The sequence below is a fragment of the Prevotella sp. ne3005 genome, from assembly GCF_900110085.1.
In the GTDB taxonomy this organism is placed as follows: domain Bacteria; phylum Bacteroidota; class Bacteroidia; order Bacteroidales; family Bacteroidaceae; genus Prevotella.
In genome coordinates this window covers 34,403-53,905 of the sequence record NZ_FOCK01000007.1, presented here as the reverse complement: position 1 = coordinate 53,905, position 19,503 = coordinate 34,403, and the positions used below count along the sequence as shown (strand labels likewise).

The 19,503-nt window shown below is 51.0% G+C and carries 17 protein-coding genes; 7 read left to right on the top strand and 10 right to left on the bottom strand.

From position 1 onward, the window contains the following. The first annotated feature begins 152 nt into the window (after positions 1-152). Entirely contained in the window at positions 153-1,310 is a 1,158-nt protein-coding gene (gene add / locus BMY16_RS11345) for an adenosine deaminase (RefSeq protein WP_091842560.1), read from the top strand. A 13-nt stretch (positions 1,311-1,323) separates the two neighbouring features. Here add and aat read toward each other — a convergent pair whose 3' ends face one another. Genes aat through BMY16_RS11330 form a run of 3 tightly spaced genes read right to left on the bottom strand, consistent with a single transcriptional unit; the run spans position 1,324 to position 4,490 of the window. Continuing rightward, positions 1,324-1,974: a leucyl/phenylalanyl-tRNA--protein transferase gene (gene aat, locus BMY16_RS11340; RefSeq protein ID WP_091842558.1), complete on the bottom strand. Its 651-nt coding sequence runs from the start codon at positions 1,972-1,974 to the stop codon at positions 1,324-1,326. Beyond that, complete coding sequence (gene clpA, locus BMY16_RS11335; RefSeq protein WP_091842557.1) at positions 1,952-4,159, bottom strand: ATP-dependent Clp protease ATP-binding subunit ClpA; 2,208 nt, start codon at positions 4,157-4,159, stop codon at positions 1,952-1,954. The genes aat and clpA overlap by 23 nt, the downstream gene beginning before the upstream one ends. A 19-nt stretch (positions 4,160-4,178) precedes the next feature. Continuing rightward, positions 4,179-4,490, bottom strand: a complete 312-nt coding sequence (locus BMY16_RS11330) for an ATP-dependent Clp protease adaptor ClpS (protein WP_091842555.1) — start codon at positions 4,488-4,490, stop codon at positions 4,179-4,181. 136 nt (positions 4,491-4,626) lie between these two features. Between BMY16_RS11330 and BMY16_RS11325 the strand changes: the two genes are divergently transcribed. Next, entirely contained in the window at positions 4,627-6,954 is a 2,328-nt protein-coding gene (locus BMY16_RS11325; RefSeq protein ID WP_091842553.1) for a glycoside hydrolase family 31 protein, read from the top strand. Between the two features lie 95 nt (positions 6,955-7,049). Beyond that, positions 7,050-7,922, top strand: coding sequence for a sigma-70 family RNA polymerase sigma factor (locus tag BMY16_RS11320; RefSeq protein ID WP_091842552.1), 873 nt, complete (start codon positions 7,050-7,052; stop codon positions 7,920-7,922). A gap of 36 nt (positions 7,923-7,958) precedes the next feature. Here BMY16_RS11320 and BMY16_RS11315 read toward each other — a convergent pair whose 3' ends face one another. Continuing rightward, on the bottom strand, positions 7,959-9,635 hold the full coding sequence (locus tag BMY16_RS11315; protein WP_170836095.1) for a sensor histidine kinase: 1,677 nt from the start codon (positions 9,633-9,635) through the stop codon (positions 7,959-7,961). 186 nt (positions 9,636-9,821) lie between these two features. On the opposite strand from BMY16_RS11315, the gene tsaA reads away from it, so the two are divergent. Then, a complete protein-coding gene (gene tsaA, locus BMY16_RS11310; RefSeq protein ID WP_091842549.1) occupies positions 9,822-10,514 on the top strand; it encodes a tRNA (N6-threonylcarbamoyladenosine(37)-N6)-methyltransferase TrmO in 693 nt (230 codons plus the stop codon). Here the strand turns inward: tsaA and BMY16_RS11305 are convergent. Both BMY16_RS11305 and BMY16_RS11300 read right to left on the bottom strand, forming a co-directional pair. Further along, the gene (locus BMY16_RS11305; protein ID WP_091842548.1) at positions 10,504-11,094 is read right to left on the bottom strand and encodes a DUF4230 domain-containing protein; all 591 of its coding nucleotides are present in this window, start codon (positions 11,092-11,094) and stop codon (positions 10,504-10,506) included. The two genes, tsaA and BMY16_RS11305, sit on opposite strands and share 11 nt — an antisense overlap. A gap of 2 nt (positions 11,095-11,096) precedes the next feature. Next, the gene (locus BMY16_RS11300; protein WP_244513042.1) at positions 11,097-11,795 is read right to left on the bottom strand and encodes a DUF4230 domain-containing protein; all 699 of its coding nucleotides are present in this window, start codon (positions 11,793-11,795) and stop codon (positions 11,097-11,099) included. A 100-nt stretch (positions 11,796-11,895) separates the two neighbouring features. Here BMY16_RS11300 and BMY16_RS11295 point away from each other — a divergent pair, with 100 nt between their 5' ends. Continuing rightward, positions 11,896-12,471 (top strand): DUF4738 domain-containing protein, encoded by a 576-nt coding sequence (locus BMY16_RS11295; RefSeq protein WP_091842547.1) that lies wholly within the window; start codon positions 11,896-11,898, stop codon positions 12,469-12,471. Here the strand turns inward: BMY16_RS11295 and BMY16_RS11290 are convergent. The 4 genes from BMY16_RS11290 to lysS are packed head-to-tail and all read right to left on the bottom strand — an operon-like array spanning position 12,455 to position 17,316. Continuing rightward, positions 12,455-13,189, bottom strand: coding sequence for an HAD family hydrolase (locus tag BMY16_RS11290; protein ID WP_091842546.1), 735 nt, complete (start codon positions 13,187-13,189; stop codon positions 12,455-12,457). The genes BMY16_RS11295 and BMY16_RS11290 overlap by 17 nt on opposite strands. Then, the gene (locus BMY16_RS11285) at positions 13,189-14,544 is read right to left on the bottom strand and encodes a glucose-6-phosphate isomerase (protein WP_091842545.1); all 1,356 of its coding nucleotides are present in this window, start codon (positions 14,542-14,544) and stop codon (positions 13,189-13,191) included. The genes BMY16_RS11290 and BMY16_RS11285 overlap by 1 nt, the downstream gene beginning before the upstream one ends. Before the next feature lie 19 nt (positions 14,545-14,563). Further along, positions 14,564-15,559: an NAD(P)H-dependent glycerol-3-phosphate dehydrogenase gene (locus tag BMY16_RS11280; protein ID WP_091842728.1), complete on the bottom strand. Its 996-nt coding sequence runs from the start codon at positions 15,557-15,559 to the stop codon at positions 14,564-14,566. A gap of 29 nt (positions 15,560-15,588) precedes the next feature. Further along, on the bottom strand, positions 15,589-17,316 hold the full coding sequence (gene lysS / locus BMY16_RS11275) for a lysine--tRNA ligase (protein ID WP_091842544.1): 1,728 nt from the start codon (positions 17,314-17,316) through the stop codon (positions 15,589-15,591). 159 nt (positions 17,317-17,475) lie between these two features. On the opposite strand from lysS, the gene BMY16_RS11270 reads away from it, so the two are divergent. Together BMY16_RS11270 and BMY16_RS11265 are read left to right on the top strand one after the other, a co-directional pair. Continuing rightward, a complete protein-coding gene (locus tag BMY16_RS11270) occupies positions 17,476-18,480 on the top strand; it encodes an ROK family protein (RefSeq protein WP_091842543.1) in 1,005 nt (334 codons plus the stop codon). A 41-nt stretch (positions 18,481-18,521) separates the two neighbouring features. Further along, positions 18,522-19,502: an ROK family protein gene (locus BMY16_RS11265; protein WP_091842541.1), complete on the top strand. Its 981-nt coding sequence runs from the start codon at positions 18,522-18,524 to the stop codon at positions 19,500-19,502. Position 19,503: the final 1 nt, after the last annotated feature.

Below are 19,503 nucleotides of genomic sequence, written 5' to 3'. Positions count from 1 at the left end.
TGCAAAAATACTCATTTTCCATGAAACAGCCAAATATATCGCTCACATTCTGCAAAATATAGGTCGAATTATTAATATAGAACAAATTTTTCGGTGATTTTCTTTTTGTTTTCGGAAAAATATCGTATTTTTGCAAAATAAACTAAAGCAATATGAAACATTTTCTATCAAGGGTATTTGCTGCCACCCTTATCGGCGGCAAAAGTTTATTCACATGTTGCCTTATCTGTGGCGCATGGATGTTTATCGCATGTAGCAACGACGATAAGGATACGCCATCGCCAGAGTCGTTTGATGCCAAAAAGTATGCGCTTGTAGATCTGCATCTCCACCTTGACGGATCGCTCTCTGTTGACGACGCCATCCACATGGCAGCCATCGAGGGCGTCAGCATTCCTTCTGACAGAAACGAGGTTAAGAAGCTTCTTGTATGTCCCGATGACTGTGAGAGCCTTAACGACTATCTGAAGTGCTTCGACCTGCCTGTCAGCATCATGCAGAGCCGTGAGACCATCGCCTATAGCGTCAGTTCACTGGTGAAGCGCCTCTACGATCAGGGGCTTATCTATGCTGAGATACGCTATGCACCTCAGCTGCATCTGCAGAAAGGTATGACACAGGACGAGGTCGTGGCTGCCAGCATCGAGGGTCTGAAAGAAGGAATGGCAGCGTGCAAGAACGGCATCAAGGTCCAGCTGATACTCTGTTGTATGCGTGGGGCTGACAACGATGATCTGAACTATGAGACGGTCCGTATGACCAAGAAATATCTGGGTCAGGGGGTATGCGCCACCGACCTTGCTGGAGCAGAAGCCATTTTCCCCACATCCAGCTATAAGAATCTCTTCGCCTATGCCAAGGAACAGGGTGTGCCATTTACCATTCATGCCGGAGAGGCTGATGGCGTGGAGAGCATGAAGCTTGCCATTGAATACGGTGCAAAGCGTTTAGGTCATGGTGTCCGTGCTTGGAACGACAAAGATATGAAAGCCTTGGTGAAACAAAAGGATGTCTGTCTGACACTCAGCCCTTCGAGCAACCTGCAGACCAAGGCTGTGGAAGGCATTACCACCATGTCGCAGTATCCCCTTCAGTCATTCCTTAATGATGGCGTTCCCGTTTGTGTCAATACTGATAACATGACTGTTTCGAACACCACTGTTGAGAATGAATTCCAGAAGCTCTACGATGCAGGCATCCTCACTGTAGAGCAGGCCAAATTGATGGTGCGCACTGCTATTAGTCACGCATTCCTTAGTAAAGCGGAAATAGAAGAACTGCTGCAGTTGGCCGAACGTCGGATGAATTGATAGGCACGCGGTTTTATTTCCTGATGATTTGGAGGTATTCCTCATAGGGAATGAAACGTCCGCCCATGGAGCGGAGATGGGGTGTTTCCAATTGGCAGTCGATAATTTGGCCGCCTAGGAGTTCCATGATCCGCGCAAGGTGGATGAGAGCCAGTTTTGAGGCGCTGGGGACGAGGGAGAACATGCTCTCGCCAAAGAAAGCATTGCCGAGGTTGACGCCATAGAGACCGCCTACGAGACGGTCGTCGTCCCACACCTCAAAACTGGCGGCAAAACCCTGACGGTAGAGTTCGGTATAGGCCTTGATGATGTCGGGCCCCAGCCATGCGCCTTCTTCCTGATGGCGGTTCTGGGCTGTGGCACAGCCTCGGATTACACCATCGAAGTCTTCGTTCATCGTGAGCTTGTAGCGGCCCTTGTTGATGAGCTGCTGCATGGAGTGGCTGACATGGATCTCGCTGGGGAAGATGACGAAGCGTTGCAAGGGACAGAACCACAGGGGCTCCTGCTGATTCTTAAAAGAGAACCAGGGGAAGAACCCGTTGGAGTAGGCCAGCAACAGACGGTCGACACTCAGGTCACCGCCTACGGCCACCAGTCCGTCGTCCTCGCCCAGATGGGGATCGGGAAACCACAGGTCTTTATCTAATTGATAGACTGCCATCGCTTACTACTATTTCTACGTTTCCGCCCTGTCTGAGACGGCCGAAGAGGATCTCGCGCATCAGCAGGGGCTTGAGGCGCTGGGCGATGACACGATCCATCTCTCGGGCACCATATTCGCGCGTGAACCCTTCTTTGAGTAAGAGCTGGAAGGCCTCGTCGGTGAGGGTCATCGACACTTGTTTGGCGGTGAGCTTGTCTTGAAGCTCACCCAGTTTCTTGCGGAGGATGAGGGTGGCCATGTGCTCGTCCATATCGTTGAAGACGACCGTGCCCGAGAGGCGGTTAATGAACTCGGGCTTGAAGGTCTTTTTCACCTGTTTCAGCATGGCTTCACCACGCGACACCTTGCCTGTGAAGCCGATATTGGCCTGAGCGGCAAACTGGGCACCGGCATTGGAGGTCATGATGAGAATGACGTTGCGGAAGTCGGCCTTGCGCCCTTTGTTGTCAGTGAGGCGTGCATAGTCCATCACCTGAAGCAGGATGTTGTAGATGTCTTGATGGGCTTTTTCGATTTCGTCGAGCAGGAGCACGCTGTTGGGGCTCTTGCGGATGGCATCGGTGAGCAGACCGCCGTCTTCGTAGCCCACATAGCCTGCTGGCGAGCCGATGAGTTTGGCAACGGTATGCTTTTCTGTGTATTCGCTCATGTCGAAGCGCAGCAGTGAGATGCCGAGTTCTTTAGCCAGCACACGTGCCACCTCGGTCTTACCTACGCCCGTAGGTCCGACGAAGAGCAGCGAGGCGAGGGGTTTGTTATCGTCGAGCAGTCCAGCCTTCGACATCTGAACGGCTTCCACCACCTGGCGGATGGCCTCGTCCTGACCGTAGATCTGAGAGGAGAGTTGTGTGTTGAGCGTTGAGAGACGGGCGTTGTTGTCATCGTCGGAGTCGATGGCGAGGGCATCGACCTTACAGGTCTTTGCCAAGACATCGGCGATATCGGCCTTGCTCACTGTTGCTGAGCCGGCGGTAGAGGCGGCAGCTCCAGCCTCGTCGATGAGGTCGATGGCTTTATCGGGCAAGAACCGTTCGTTGACATGCTTGTAACTGGCATCAACGGCGAAGTCGAGAGCCTCGTCATCGTAGGTTACACCATGGAAGGTCTCATATTGCGAGCGCAGCTGACGGAGGATGTGCTTGGTCTCCTCGGGCGTAGGCTCGGGGATGTCGATCTGCTGGAAACGTCGCACGAGGCCTTTCGAACGCGAGAAGTGACGATTGTATTCCTCGTAAGTGGTGGAGCCGATAAAACGGATGGTGCCCGTCTCGAGATAGGGCTTCAGCATGTTGGAGGCATCCATCGAACCCTCTCCCGTAGCACCAGCTCCCACCAGCGTGTGGATCTCGTCGATATAGACGATGTTCTTGTCGCTCTCTTCCTGAATGCCATCCATGATCTGCTTGATGCGATGTTCGAAGTCGCCACGATATTGTGTGCCGGCGAGGAGTGTGCCGATGTCGAGCTGATAGATGCGGCTGCCCTTCAACCGTTCGGGTACCCGCCCCTCTTCAATCATCCTTGCCAAGCCCCAGATGAGGGCTGTCTTGCCCACACCAGGCTCGCCCACATGCAGGGGGTTGTTCTTATCGCGACGACAGAGTACCTGGATGGTGCGATGCAACTCCTGTTCACGGCCAATGAGCGGGTTGTGGTTCTGGTAGAGCTCGTTCATGCAGGTGACGAGGCGTCGCCAGGCGGCATCAGGCTTCCCTTCGCCCGTCTCCTCTTCCAGATGGTCGTCGTATTCACAGAGGCTGACGAGCTGGCTCATGAATTCACCCTCCTTGTTGGCAAGGGCTTCCTTGAGCAGATAACAGGCCCACGACTCTTCCAGACGGAGCAGGCCCATGACGAGATGGGGCATATCCATCGCCTCGGCACTGCTGCAGAAGACCTGCTGACACGCGATTTCTATCAGCTGCCCCATCTGCTCGGAGGCCTCTGGTTCGTACTGACGGTCTTCCGGCACCGTCTCGATGTTTTCCAACTGGTCTTCCAATCGTTCGGCCAGCATCTCTGGAGAATAGAATATCTCCAGGGCCTTGTTGAAGTTATAGTCGTCGATGAGGACGAACAACAGGTGCTCAGGCATGACGAACTCATGTCTATATTCCCTGCAGCACTTCATGGTGTCGTTTAGTATCTTGCCTGCACGCTTGGTCTGTTTGATCTCTGCCATAATCTTTTCCTTTGATTTTTTAATCGCGGCCTTCCGGTTCGACTGTCAGGCGAAGGGGATAGCCCGCATCGCGCGCCATGCTCGTGGCCTTATGTACCTTCGAGGTGGCCACATCATAGCTGTAGATGCCCACCACGGCCTTGTCGGAGTGGTGTACCTGCAGCATCAGCGTCTCGGCTTCGGTCTCGCTCTTGAAAAACACCTCGACGAGAATCTTCACCACAAACTCCATCGTGGTGAAGTCGTCGTTGTAGATGGTCACCTTATAGCGTCGAGGTTCGCGCAAGTCTATTCGCTGTCGCTCGCGGATGCTCGATTGTTCCTTTGCCATGATCTTGTTTTTTTTTCTTTATCTTCGTTTGCAAAGGTACATATAAAATAAGACATACAATAGAAAAATTCAAATTAATTTGGTTTTTCGAGCGAATTTGAGTACCTTTGCAGGGAGAAACCAAAACGATTTTAGAATGACAAAAAAACTTTTCTTGGTATGGTGGGCGCTATGCAGCTTGACAACGGCTGTGGCCCAGATACAGACGAACGCAGGCATACAGTACCTGCAGTGTATGCAGAAGGATATGTCGACGGACTTCTACGACCTGTCGAACACGTATTTCATGGCGGATTCGCTGGTGAGCTTCGACGTGGCGAAGGGTGAGGGACTGGTGCAGTGGAAGCGCTACAGACTGAGTCCGAGACAGGCTTTCAACCTGAACGGTTACTGGCCTGTGAGGATGCAGATGCTGGATTTCCCCGATGCAGCTTATGAGAACGATCCGGAGCTGAAGCTGAAAGTAGAGTGGGTAAGTCCGAGGACGGTACGTATCCGGATGCTGACCTCCCCGATTGAACCGAAGGCGAAGGATGCTGATGACGTGATGTTCTGTGAAGGTTTCAAACAGAGAGTGGCTAGTTGCAAGTTTGCTACAACACAGACTGCCAATATCATTAAATATAGCACAGACTACGGCACTATCGAGATCCAGAAATATCCGTGGAGGATAGTGGTGAAGGATGCAAAGGGTAGGGTACTGACACAGACGAGGCATTCGATAGATAACGATTCGAGTCAGGTGAAGCTGTTGCCCTTCTCGTTTATCAAGCGCGGCAGCGACAATTCCAGGAGCATCAACCCAGTGCTGGCGCTGGCTCCTGGTGAAAGAATCTATGGCTGTGGAGAGTCGTTCACCTCTTTAAATAAAGTGGGACAGAAGGTACACCTGAGTGTGACCGATCCGCAGGGTCCTGAGACCGACGGACAGTATAAGCCCGTGCCTTTCTTCTTCTCAAATCGTGGCTATGGTATCTTCATGCACACCTCGGCACCCGTAACGTGTGATTTCGGAGCCAGCTATATCGGTGCAGATCGCCTGTTTATGGCTGATGAGCAGATGGACTTCTTCGTGTTTTTCGGAGAACCGAAGGATATTCTGAACGAGTATACGGAGATTACGGGTAAGAGTCCGATGCTGCCCCTGTGGAGCTTCGGCACGTGGATGAGCCGTATCACATATTTCTCGCAGGAGGAGGGCTTGGAGATAGCCCGGCAGTTGCGGGCGAACAGGATCCCCTCAGACGTGATCCATTTCGATACGGGCTGGTTTGGCGTGGACTGGCAGTGCGACTATCAGTTTGCGAAGGATCGTTTCAAGGATCCCGTGGGTATGTTGAAACAACTCTCGAAAGACGGTTTCCACACCTGTCTGTGGCAGTTGCCTTACTTCACCCCGAAGAACCGTTTCTTCCCCGAAATCATCGAGAAGGGGCTGCACGTGGTCAATGCGACGGGTGGTATGCCTGTGGAGGATGCGATTCTGGACTTCTCGAACCCGGAGACCGTCAGCTGGTACCAGCAGAAGATCGAGGGACTGATGAAGCAAGGTGTGAGCACCATCAAGTGTGACTTTGGTGAGGCAGCACCTTATAATGGTTTCTACCATAGTGGCAAGGGCGGACTCTACGAGCACAACCTCTATCCGCTGCGCTATAACAAGGCGCTATGGGAGGTGGTGGAGAAGAACCATCCTGGCGAGGGTATCATCTGGGCGCGCTCTGCTTGGGCTGGATCCCAGCGCTATGCCCTGCACTGGGGCGGTGATGCTGCCACCACGAACACAGGATTGTTGGGCGACCTCAGAGGCGGACTGAGCTTTGGACTGAGCGGCTTCTCATTCTGGAGCCACGACATGGGCGGTTTTGTGACTGCCTCGCCCGAGGATATCTATCGCAGGTGGCTGCCATTCGGATTCCTGTCGAGTCATACGAGAGCGCACGGAGCACCTCCTACGGAACCGTGGCTCATCAGCAAGAGTTTTACGGATGCCTTCCGTGCATGTGCCGAGATGAAGTATAAGCTGATGCCTTATGTGTATACCCAGGCGAAGGACTGTTCGGAGCGTGGACTGCCGATGGTGAGAGCCCTGCTCGTGGAGTTCCCGGAGGACAAGGGTGCCTGGCTGGTGGAGGATGAGTATATGTTTGGCTCGCAGATGCTCGTAGCACCGCTGATGGAGAGTGGTGACAGCCGTGATGTGTATCTGCCAAAGGGCAAGTGGATAGACTACCAGACGGGTAAAATCTACGAAGGCGGCTATCAGACCATCGAGGCAGGGGATATTCCTGCTGTCATTCTGGTTCGCGATGGTTCGCTGATACCTCATGTACCCCTCGCCCAGCGTACAGACCAGATTAACTGGAACCAGATAGAGTGGAAGGCCTACAAGGCTGACGCCAAGACTTGCAAGGGATGGCTGTTTAAGCCTGGAGACCAACAAATAGAAACGGTAGAACGTTGATTTTAGTTAAAATGTTTTAAAAAGACGATGCGCTGATGACAACGTATCGTTTTTTTTTGTACTTTTGCACACTTTTTCAAGGTAACACATATTTTATGAGGCAATTAAAGATTCAAAAAAGCATTACCAACCGATCGAGTGAAGCACTAGACAAGTACCTCGTTGAGATTGGTCGTCAGCCCCTTGTCACTATTGATGAAGAAATTGAATTGGCCCAGGCTATCCGTAAGGGTGGTCCTGAGGGTGAGCGCGCTAAGGAGCGACTGGTAACAGCCAACCTCCGTTTCGTGGTCTCCGTGGCCAAGCAGTATCAGCATCAGGGCCTGACACTGACCGACCTGATTGATGAAGGTAACATCGGATTGGTAAAAGCTGCTGAGAAATTTGACGAAACGCGCGGATTCAAGTTCATCTCCTATGCCGTATGGTGGATTCGCCAGAGCATCCTGCAGGCCATCGCAGAGCAGAGCCGTATTGTGCGTCTGCCGCTGAACCAAAGCGGAGCCCTGAGCAAGATTAATCAGGAGATCAACCGTTTCGAGCAGATTCATCAGCGCCGCCCCTCTGTGACAGAGCTGGCGGAACTCACTCAAATTGATGAGGCAAAGATTGAGCAGACAGCTAAGGCTGATAGCCATCACATGAGTATCGACGCACCCTTTGGTGAGGACGATGACAACTCGATGGCCGATATGCTCAGCTCAGGTGACGACTCACGTACAGACAAGCACGTGGATTATGAGTCGCTGACTTCCGATTTGGACAATGTACTTCGCAATGTGTTGAAAGACCGTGAGCTGAAGATTGTCAAGGAGTGCTTTGGCATTGGCTGCCAGGAGCGCGGACTGGAGGAGATTGGTGCCGAGATGGGACTGACCCGGGAGCGTGTGCGCCAGATTCGAGAGAAGAGCATTGCCAAGCTGCACGACAGCGGCTATGCCCGCATCCTGATGAAATATTTAGGATAAGAAAATGAAGCCTCGCCAATCGGCGAGGCTTATTTTTTATGATGGGATGGGAATCTTGACAAGGAACCTGGCACCGTTGGTGTAGCTGGTGTCGAGCACGACGGTGCCATCGAGCTGCTCTGCGAGTTTGCGGCTCAGGGGTAGCCCCAAGCCAATACCTTCCTTGAAAGAGTCAAGTTTCACAAAGCGCTCGAAGATGTGCTCTGCCTCTTCAGCGGGGATACCGCTACCAGTATCCTCGACGGTGAAGGTGAGCATGTCGCCTTTCCTGTCTGAGCGGAGGGCGATGTGACCTTCCTTCGTATATTTCGCTGCATTCTCCAACAGGGAATTGATGATACGAGCCAGCATGCCGGCGTTGGTCTTCAGGGTGAACTCATCGGGCAATGTAGTCTCGAATAGGAGCTTGATGTCGGGATTAACCACTTTTTCGTATCGCTTCAGAGCCTCACGCATGGCCTTGTTGATGAGCATAGTGTCGTCTCTTCTCATCTTTTCCGTCGATTCGATGAGCGACAGACCGATAATCTCGTCGATAAGGGCTGTTACGTGGTGGGCGTTCTTTTCCATCATCTCAGCGATACGTTGGCGCTCCTCTATCGTCTCTGTCAGCTCGGGGTTGGCGATGACTTGTGCAAAGCCGCTGATGATGTTCAGTGGTGTGCGGATCTCGTGGCTGATGTTCTGGATAAAGGCAGACTTCATCTTCTCCGACTCCATGGCACGACGATAGGCACGCTGCATCTCTATCAGGTGTCTCCTACGGGTATGCACGATGTAGACGAGGGCAACGATCAGCAACAGAAGCAAGAGGAAGACAGCTATCACTGCATACATCCTTTCGCGGTAGGCAGCGCGCTCTGTCTCGAAGAGCTTGATTTGCTCGCTGATACCCTGCATGCTGTTCGCAATGACCACATTGTCGATAGAGTCGCTCTTGGCCTCAGCTTCTTTCAGGGAGTAATAGGCCTCCTTCCATCTACCGGCTTTCTCGTAGATTAATGGGATTTCATCGGCTCCTTCATCGCCCAACTCCTTCTTGGCCATCTCTACTGCCTCGTCAGTCTTTCCATGATAGGCCAGATATCTCACCTCAAGTGATCTGCCGTGAACAGAGGTGTATCCTTTCTTTTCTCCTTCTTTGTAGGCCTGATAACCTTTGAGGAATTGATCATAGTCGCCTCGGGAATAGTAGCTCACTGTCTGGCGCGTCTCAATGTCGAAAACCCTTTCCGGAGAATATTTCTTGGCAATCTCCTTTGCAACGGTCAGCAAGCTGTCTGCCTCTTGGGGATCTTTGTCAATGACCACCCCCACAATATTCAAATAGATGGGGGGCATGCTGGATTCGTAGCCTTCTTCTTTCATGAGCCGAATCACTTCATACCAGTTTCTTACAGCTTCCTTATCATTGCCGCAATAGCGATTGATATGCCCCATCATGTTTACACCCATGAACATCTCCTTGTCAATCTTGTTCTCGCGCAGTTCCTTGGTAAGCTGCTGAGCCAGTTTGTAGGCCTCGTAAATGCGCTGCTGATTCAGCTGGAACACAATCTCGTTGCATCGCTGCGTGTAGTAGCCGTGCACATCGTTCTGCGACTGGAGATAGTCTTCCAGGGCCTTGATGGCTGGGAAAAAACGGGCGCTGTCGCCATCGTTGAACGCATGGTTCATCGCATTGCGCAAGTCCAGATATTCCTTACTTTTCATATATTCTGGATTATCTGCGCGACATAAGCCTGTTATGATTGTCAGGGATAATAGAAGTATAATTCGTTTCATGTTATAGGGCGTAGTTGATATACTGTCGGCAAAAATACGAATTATTCTTTAATTTCACAAATAATTTTGGAAAAATTTTGTGTTTTATGAGAGATATGCTAATTTTGCAGGCTGATGGAGATACATCCGATAGCTTTTTTTGAGTCGCCTCTGAAGTCGAAATTCGGTATTCCGAGGCAGAGCGGACTCGTCAGCGGACTGACGGGACGAATTGTCTTTGAACCTGAATACCGTAAGATGGAGGCCGTGCGCGGACTGGAGGATTTTTCACATCTTTGGATCATTTGGGAGTTTTCCCAAAACACTCCTGCCTCCAATCACCACTCTCCACAGTCGTTAACCGTTCGTCCGCCGCGTTTAGGCGGGAATGTGAGGATGGGTGTCTTCGCCACGCGGTCGCCGTTCCGACCTAATTCTCTTGGACTCTCTTGTGTGCGTATTGACCATATCGAACAGCATCCCACCCTGGGTCCCGTCATCCATGTGCTTGGTGCCGACCTGATGGATGGAACACCTATCTATGACGTGAAGCCTTATGTGGCCTATGCCGATGCTCACCCTGAGGCGAGAAGCGGTTTTGTGGATCAGACAGTGTGGGAGCCGCTGAAGGTGATGATTCCAGAGGCACTGGCAGCGAAGATCCCTTCAGACTATCTCGGAGCACTGAAAGCCACACTGGAGCAGGATCCGCGTCCACGCTATCATGACGATCCGGAACGTGTGTACGGCATGCCCTTCCTCAACTTTGATGTGAGGTTCAAAGTGCAGGGAAAGGTGTTGACGGTTGTCGACTGTGTTATTTCTTGAAGGTGATTTTCACGTTCTTATAACCCATAGAACGCATCATATGACTTAGCTGCTGACTGGCATTCGTCTCAGCTTCCTGCAGGTTTTCTTTGGTCATGCCATGTGAGAGCATCAGGCGATATGCTTTCTTATAGAGAGCATCGCGGTCGGCAGGTTTCCATGAACCACTCTCGTAGAACGACTTCGTGCGGGCCTCGTCGATAAAATCCTTGTCCAACAGGCCAATCTTCGGTAAGTTCATGGTGATGGAATCACCGCTGGTCGTAATCCATCCCGGCTCTACTTGATGCATGTTTACGCCTAAGCGCAGCGTACCATAGTAGATACGCACCAGCTCGTCGTTGGAAAAGAATCCCTTACGAACGGTATCCACCAGTTCTTCAGCACTGACGGAGAGAAACTCCCACTCTCCAATGGCTTTCATACTCTGGATCTGGGTGGGGGTAACGTCGATGGCGGAACTGGGTCCGAAATCTATATAGTCTCCTTTCGTGGCACCACGCAGCCACAGAATACCGGCAATGATTAGTCCAACGAGGACGATGCCTATACCTATTTTAATATATGTAAGAGCCTTCATCTTCAATCTTCAATTTTCAATAGGGTCTGAATGTCCTTGGGACTATACTGCTTGCGGAAGGCGATCGTGATGTTTTCTTCCTTGTAGCCCATTTCCACAAGCATTGGTACCAGCACTTTGGCTGCATTGGCCTGAGCCGTCTCAAGAATACCCATCTCAGGGATGCTCTCGATGATGGCGGCGCGGCCCTGCTGTTGGTAGTTAGAGAGTTCCTCGTCGCTGAAGTTGGCACGTGTCAGGGCCACATACTGGCGCACATTCTTCTGGTCGATCTTAGAACTTGTCATCGTCACCTGAGGGTCAGGCAGGATGATGGTTATCTTGTCGCCATCGCGCTCAACGTTGTCCTCGGAAAATTTGCTGAAGTCAATCCATGCCTTCAGCTTTGCATCGATGGGGATAGCAATCTTACGGTCGGCCATGGGAACCTTGAAGTTAAACTGCCGTTGCAATAACGAACCTTTCAGGCGGAGGGCATCGTCGTGGGTCACAATCTTGTGGACCCTATACTCTGCGGTGTAGAGCTTTGAGCATTTCTGCACTTGCATGATGAGCATTGGCAATGAGTCTACTGCCTCATAGACCGTCTCCCGTACTGCCTCGTCGTCGCCCTGCAGACGCCAATCGCTGCAGAGCCACAGACCACAACCGGCAACTATCAGGGCGATAATCCATCCAAAGACTTTATTTCCTTTCTTCATCGATAATCTTCCTTATTTTTCTGCAAAAGTACAAAAAAATATAATCCAAAGCAAACCTTTCCCGAAAAAATTCGTACCTTTGCAGCAGATTACGTGAATTATGAGGAAATATCAAGTACTGACAGTCATTGTCTTGGCAACCATGCTAATGGCTGGTTGTGGCAAAAAGAAGCAGGCAGAGGATATCATCGTGCCGAAGGTAGAGGTGGCTAAGCCACAGGGACCCATCCGTATGCAGGAGTATAAGCAGACGAAGGATATCAACTGGCTTGGCAGACCGTATCAGGTGGAGGTGTTGCGCGTCTCTGACGACAGTCTGCGTATGGTGAAAGACGAGTACGGACAGCAGTTTGTGGATAATCGTATCACGCTGCGGATCCTGCGTAGCGATGGCAGTACGTTCTTCAACCGTTCATTCACAAAGGCAGCCTTTGAAAACTACCTTGACGACGATTATCGTCGCACAGGCATCTTAGAGGGCTTTGTGTATGATAAGGTGGAGGGTGCGCAGATGGTGTTTGCTGCCAGCGTATGCCATCCGCAGACTGACGAATATATTCCTTTGGTAGTCACTGTGAGCTCGCAAGGTGAGGTAGGCATCCGTCGTGATACAGAGATGGATACTTACGGCAACGAGGAGAGTCAGCCACAAGGGAAATCTACAGAAGTTGATTAAAGTCCAGATGTTTCCAGGCATCGCTGAGGTCGGTCATGCTTGGAAACAGCAGATGGGCGCCTGACTGCAATAGTTGGTCATTGGGCAGGGGGCCTGTATTCACACCAATGGTGAAGATACGGGCGGCTACACCTGCACGGATACCAAGCGGGGCATTCTCGATGACAACGGCCTGCCAGGGTTGAAGGCCGCCAGCCTTCTCGAGTCCTACGAGGTAGGGATCAGGGTTAGGCTTGCCTCGACGGACATCGTAGGCAGTGGTGATATGGGCCTCGTCGACAAAGGCTCCGAAATCCTTGAGGATACGTTTGATGAGCGGGCGCTGGCCACTGCCAGTGACGACGCCGCATTGCATACCCAGGTCGCGAATCTGGGCCATGAGGTTGAGGATGCCAGGCATGATGGGGGCTTCGGGCAAGGAGTGGAAGAGACGACTTTTCTCGTCGTACATCTTCTGTGCCTCAGGCTCGTCAATCTCCCGTTGCTGTTGGATGCGCACCATCATACGGATGGTGTCTACGCCACGGGCACCTTCGGTGGCATAGGCATCTTCAGCTGTCATGTGGATTTGGAAACGCGCCATCGACTCCTGCCATGCTATAGCATGATTGGGCATGGAGTCGTAGAGCACGCCGTCCATATCAAAGAGCACGGCTCTGGGGCATAAGGTCTCAAAGCCGTGTTCTTCTAAGTATTTTCTAATCGCGAGTGCGTACATTATGCTTCTTTTGCCAGACGCTCCTTGATAGCCTTGGAATCGGCCTCATAACCAGGCTTGTCAAGCAGGGCAAACATATTCTTCTTGTAAGCTTCAACTCCAGGCTGGTTAAACGGATTCACGCCCAGCACATTGCCACTGATACCACAGGCAATCTCGAAGAAGTAGATGAGCTGACCGATGTAATACTCGTTGAGTTTGGGGACGCTGATGCGCATATTGGGTACACCGCCATCCACATGAGCCAAACGAGTACCGAGCTCTGCCATTTTATTAACCTCATCTACGCGCTTTCCTGCAAGGAAGTTCAGACCATCAAGGTTCTCTTCGTCCTCGGGGAAGAGCAGCTTCTTCTCGGGCTCCTCGATAGAGATAACTGTCTCGAAGATTGTGCGCTCGCCTTCCTGAATCCACTGACCCATCGAGTGAAGGTCGGTGGTGAAATCAACGCTTGCGGGGAAGATACCCTTATTGTCCTTGCCTTCAGACTCGCCGTAGAGCTGCTTCCACCATTCAGAGAAGAAGTGGAGCTTGGGCTGATAGTTCACCATGATCTCAATCTTCTTACCCTTCTGGTAGAGACCGTTGCGAACGGCTGCATACTGAGCTGCGGGATTCTCGACGAAAGGAACATTAGGTGCACATGCCTTCTCCATATCCTGGGCACCACCCACCAGTTGCTTAATGTCAAAGCCTGCACAGGCGATAGGCAGCAGACCTACCGGTGTGAGCACAGAGAAACGGCCACCTACGTTGTCGGGGATGATGAAGCTCTTGTAACCCTCCTTGTCAGCACAGGTACGGGCAGCGCCCTTCTTGGCATCGGTGATAGCTACAATCACCTTCTTGGCCTCTTCCTTACCACGCTGGGCCTCGCACTGCTTCTTCAGCAGACGGAAGGTGAGGGCGGTCTCTGTGGTAGTACCACTCTTGGAGATATTGATGACGCCAAATTTCTTGTCCTTCAGATAGGTGGTCAGCTCGAAGAGGTAGTCCTCGCCAATGTTGTTACCTGCAAAGAGAATGGTAGGATTCTTCTTGTCGCCTACGAGCCATGAGAAGCTGTTGCTCAGAGCCTCGATGACGGCACGGGCACCCAGATAGGAGCCTCCGATACCAGCCACGACCACAGCCTCGCAGTTAGCACGAAGTGTGTCGGCACATGCCTGCAGTTCGTCAAGGAAGGCAGGTGTGATGCTGGAAGGCAGGTGTAGCCATCCAAGGAAATCGTTACCAGGGCAAGTACCCTCTTCAAGGGCTTTCTGAGCCTCTTTTACCTTAGGCTCGAAAGCCTCTACAGCGCCAGCCTCGAGGAAGCAAGCGGCTTTGGTGATGTCTAATTTGATGTTGCTCATAATTGTTGTTTGTTATATTTTATCTAAATGAATCCGTTAGAAGTTTAATTTCAATTTGTGGGGCGATGCGCTCGTAGAGAATATTGTATACGGCATCGAGAATAGGCATGTTGACATGGCAGTGACGATTGATTTCTTTCATACACTTCGTACCGAAGTATCCCTCGGCAATCATCTCCATCTCAATTTGTGCAGACTTCACGCTATAGCCCTTACCTATCATTGTGCCAAAGGTGCGGTTACGCGAGAAATTGGAATAGCCCGTCACGAGCAGGTCGCCCAGGTAGACGCTGTCGTAGATGTTACGCTCCTGAGGATAGACGGCTGTGAGGAAACGATTCATCTCCTGCACAGCATTGGCCATGAGCACAGCCTGGAAGTTGTCGCCATATTTCAGTCCGCTACAGATACCGGCGGCAATGGCATAGACATTCTTTAAGACAGAAGAGTACTCGATACCTACCACGTCTGTAGAGGTCTTCGTCTTGATGAAGTCGCTGGAGAGTACGTCGCAGAAGGCTTGGGCCTTGTCGCGGTCGGCACATCCCACAGTGAGGTAGGAGAGACGCTCCAGGGCTACCTCCTCAGCATGGGAGGGACCTCCGATGCAGGCAAGGTTGTCGTAAGGCACGTCGTAGACCTGATGGAAGTACTCTGAGCAGACAAGGTTCTCATCTGGCACAATACCCTTGATGGCCGTAAGGATGAACTTGTCGCGGATGCGCGTCCTGAGTTTCTTCAGGTGACTCTTGAGATAGGGCGAAGGGGTAACGAATACCAGCGTATCGTACTGTTGGGCAATACGGTTCAGGTCACTGTCGAAATGTATCTCATCGGTATTGAAATGAACGCTCGTCAGATAAGCGGGGTTATGTCCCAGACGCCTAAAGTCCTCGATACGGTCATCACGGCGCATATACCATCCGATGTGATGGGTATGTCCCACCACAATCTTGGCTATGGCTGTTGCCCAGCTGCCGCCACCGATGATTGCTATCTTTCCACAGTCAAACATGTAGATGATTGACAATTGATAATTGACAATTAGGCCTGTGCCTTTTCAATCCAACGCTGTACCTCGTCTACGCTGGGCTTCTGCATCTCAAGCTTGTATTTCTTGACGATGTCGCCAATCTTCTGCTGAAGACCTTGAGCCTTCTCGGAAGCGATGTTCTGAATCAGGTTGAACCCTGCCTTGCGGAGTACGGGTACCCACTCCTCGGCTACACCAATCTCTGCCCACTCGGCAGGTGAAGACTGAGGAATCTTCTTCTCTGGCTTCATCTGTGGGAACAGCATGACCTCGCCAATGGTGAACTTTCCTGTGAGCAGCATCACCAGACGGTCGATACCAATACCGATACCAAATGTTGGAGGCATACCATACTGCAGAGCGCGCAGGAAGTCCTGATCTATGATCATGGCCTCGTCATCGCCCTTGTCTGCAAGTTTCATTTGCTCAATGAAACGCTCCTCCTGATCGATGGGGTCATTAAGTTCTGAATAGGCATTAGCCAGCTCCTTGCCATTCACCATCAGCTCGAAACGCTCAGTGAGTCCTGGCTTAGAACGGTGCATCTTGGTGAGAGGTGACATCTCAACGGGGTAGTCAGTGATGAATGTAGGCTGGATGAAAGTGCCCTCGCAGAACTCACCAAAGAGCTCGTCGATGAGTTTTCCCTTACCCATAGTCTCGTCTACATCCATGCCCTTTGAGAGGCAGAATGCACGAATCTCCTCCTCAGTCTTGCCATCGCAATCGAAACCTGTCTTCTCCTTGATGGCATCGAGGATGGGCAGACGGCGGAATGGCGCACGGAACGAGATGATGTTACCATCAATCTCAACCTCAGGCTTGCCATTCACTGCAGTACAAATCTGCTCAAGCATATTCTCTGTGAAGGTCATACCCCAAAGCAGGTCCTTATAGCTGACATAGAGCTCCATGCAGGTGAACTCTGGGTTGTGGGTCTTGTCCATACCCTCGTTGCGGAAGTTCTTACCCATCTCGTAGACGCCCTCGAAACCACCTACGATGAGGCGCTTCAGATAGAGCTCGGTGGCAATACGCATATACATGTCCTGATTAAGCGCATTGAAGTGGGTAATGAATGGGCGGGCTGAAGCACCACCTGCGATGTTCTGCAGGATTGGGGTGTCAACCTCGGTATAGCCTGCATTGTCGAGAATGCTACGCAGTGTACGGATGATAGTGGCACGCTTAAGGAAAGTTTCTTTTACGCCCTCGTTCACTACGAGGTCTACATAACGCTGACGATAACGCAACTCGGGATCGTCAAACTTATCGTAAGCCACACCGTCCTTGTATTTTACGATGGGCAGAGGTTTCAATGACTTGGAGAGCAGCGTGAGCTCCTGAGCATGAACAGAGATCTCGCCTGTCTGGGTACGGAACACCTTACCCTTGACACCGATAAAGTCACCTATATCGAGCAGACGCTTAAATACATTATTATATAGGTCCTTATTCTCACCCGGACAAATGTCATCGCGGGTGATATAAACCTGGATTCTGCCTTTTGAGTCCTGAAGCTCGGCAAACGATGCCTTACCCATGACACGACGACTCATCATACGTCCGGCAATCACTACCTCGCGCTCCTCGTCGTCCTTAAAGTTTTCCTTGATATCTGTGCTAAATGCGTTAGTGGGGAACTCGGCAGCAGGATATGGGTTGATACCCATGGCGCGCAGTTCCTGCAGGCTCTGACGCCTGCCGATTTCTTGTTCGCTTAATTCTAAAATGTTCATCTTAAATATTCGAATATTTTACTAATGTGGCTGCAAAGATACGAAAATATCCCGAAAAAAGCAAGGATAGGGTAAATATTTGCAAAAAATAACGGAAAGATTTGCGTGGTTGGGGAAAAATGTTTATATTTGCCACACTAATCTGATTATTTTATAGAAATGGAAAGTGTTGAAGGAGTAGAATCTATTGATAAAATAAAAGTCCGCGTTGTAGGTATAGACATCCGTCTCGACCGCACCACTTATGCCATTGTTGACATCAAGGGTGATATTGTGGCTCAGGACCAATTCGACACGATGGATTTTCCCGATGTTAATGATTTCGTATCGGCGTTGAGCGAGAAAGTCATGATGCTGGTGGAGGAGAATGGCGGCTACGAGAGCATCCGCTCTGTGGGTGTCAGTGCGCCGAGTGCCAATTCGTTGACAGGTTGTGTTGAAAATGCTGCCAATCTGCCTTGGAAAGGTGTGGTGCCCTTAGCGGCAATGTTGCGCGACAGATTGGGGCTGGCAGTGGCCGTAGCCAATGATGCCCATATCACGGCCCTTAGTGAAAAAACCTATGGCAGTGCCCACGGCATGAAAGACTTTGTTGTTGTATCCATGAGCCATGGCGGTCTGGGAAGTTGCTTCTATTCCAATGGTCAGCCCCATCTAGGTTATAATGGTTTTGCTGGTGAGGTGGGCCATACTTGCGTTGAGATCAATGGCCGTGAGTGTGGCTGTGGTAACAAGGGATGTCTGGAGACTTATTGCAGTCAGAAAGGTCTGATAAAGACGGCTGAAGAACTGATAGCCGAGAGTAAGGAACCCACGTTGTTGAGCGATCTTCAGGAACTCACCATCCAAACGATTACCGACTGCTGCTATAAGGGTGACAAATTGGCCATAGAAGTGTTCCGTCGTACAGGAGAGATGCTGGGAATGGGATTGGCTAACTATGCCTCTGTCCTGAATCCGGAAGCCATCATCCTTACAGGTGAAATGACGCAGGCAGGCAAATGGCTGCTAAAACCGATGAGAATTTCGTTCGACGAGCATGTGTTCCATAATATCAGGAACAAGACCCGTATCCTGGTGTCTATCCTGAAGGAGGGTGAACGCGACGTGCTGGGAGCCAGTGCCTTGGCATGGGATGTGAAAGAGTACTCATTATTTAAATAACAGAATATTAATATCCAATACAACAATCTTAAACAACTAAAATGGAAGAGTATAATATCAAGACAAAAGTTGTAGGCGTTGATATCAGTAACGAGACTACTACTTATGCTGTGGTGGATATTCGTGGTAATATCCTTGCTGAAGAGTCGTTTGCAACGAGCGATTATCCTGACGTAAATAACTTTGTGACGGTGCTGAGCGACAAGATCGTTATGCTGGTGGAGGCAAATGGAGGTTATGAGACCATCCGTTCTATTGGTGTCAGTTGTCCAAGTGCCAGTTCTGTGTCTGGCTGTATTGAGAATGCAGCCAACTTGCCCTGGAAGGGTGTAATACCCCTGTCTGCGATGCTGCGCGACAGAATAGGCTTGGCAGTAGGTTTGTCGAACGATGCGCATATCTCCTCTTTGGGAGAATACACTTTTGGCAGTGCGCATGGTATGAAGAACTTTATCGTCATCAGCCTTGGCGTAGGTATAGGTAGCTGTTTCTTCTCTGCAGGACAGGAGCATCAGGGTAATCTGGGCTATGCTGGTGAGTTTGGTCATACATGTATTATCGAAAAGGGGCGTAAGTGCGGTTGCGGCCATGAAGGCTGTGTGGAATCGTATGTCGGTGCTAACGGCATCGTAGTTACGGCTCGCGAATTGTTGGAAGAGTCGGACAAACCGTCGCTGATGCGTCAGGCGGAGCGTCTCTCACCCAAGATCATCACAGGCTTCTGCAATCAAGGTGATGAACTGGCTATTGAGGTGTATCGTCGTACTGGCTATATATTGGGTCGGGCACTGGCCAACTATGCCTCGTTGGTCGATCCTGAGGCCATCATCCTGACAGGAGGTATCTCCCATGCGGGCAAGTGGCTGGTAGATCCCACAAGCGAGTCGTTTGAGGCTCATGTGTTCGGCAACTTGAAAGGCAAGGTGAAGATTCTGTTGTCGAAGCTTGACGACCGAGAGCGTGATGTTTTAGGTGCGAGTGCCCTGGCATGGAGCGTGCCCGAGTACTCCTTATTTAAATAGA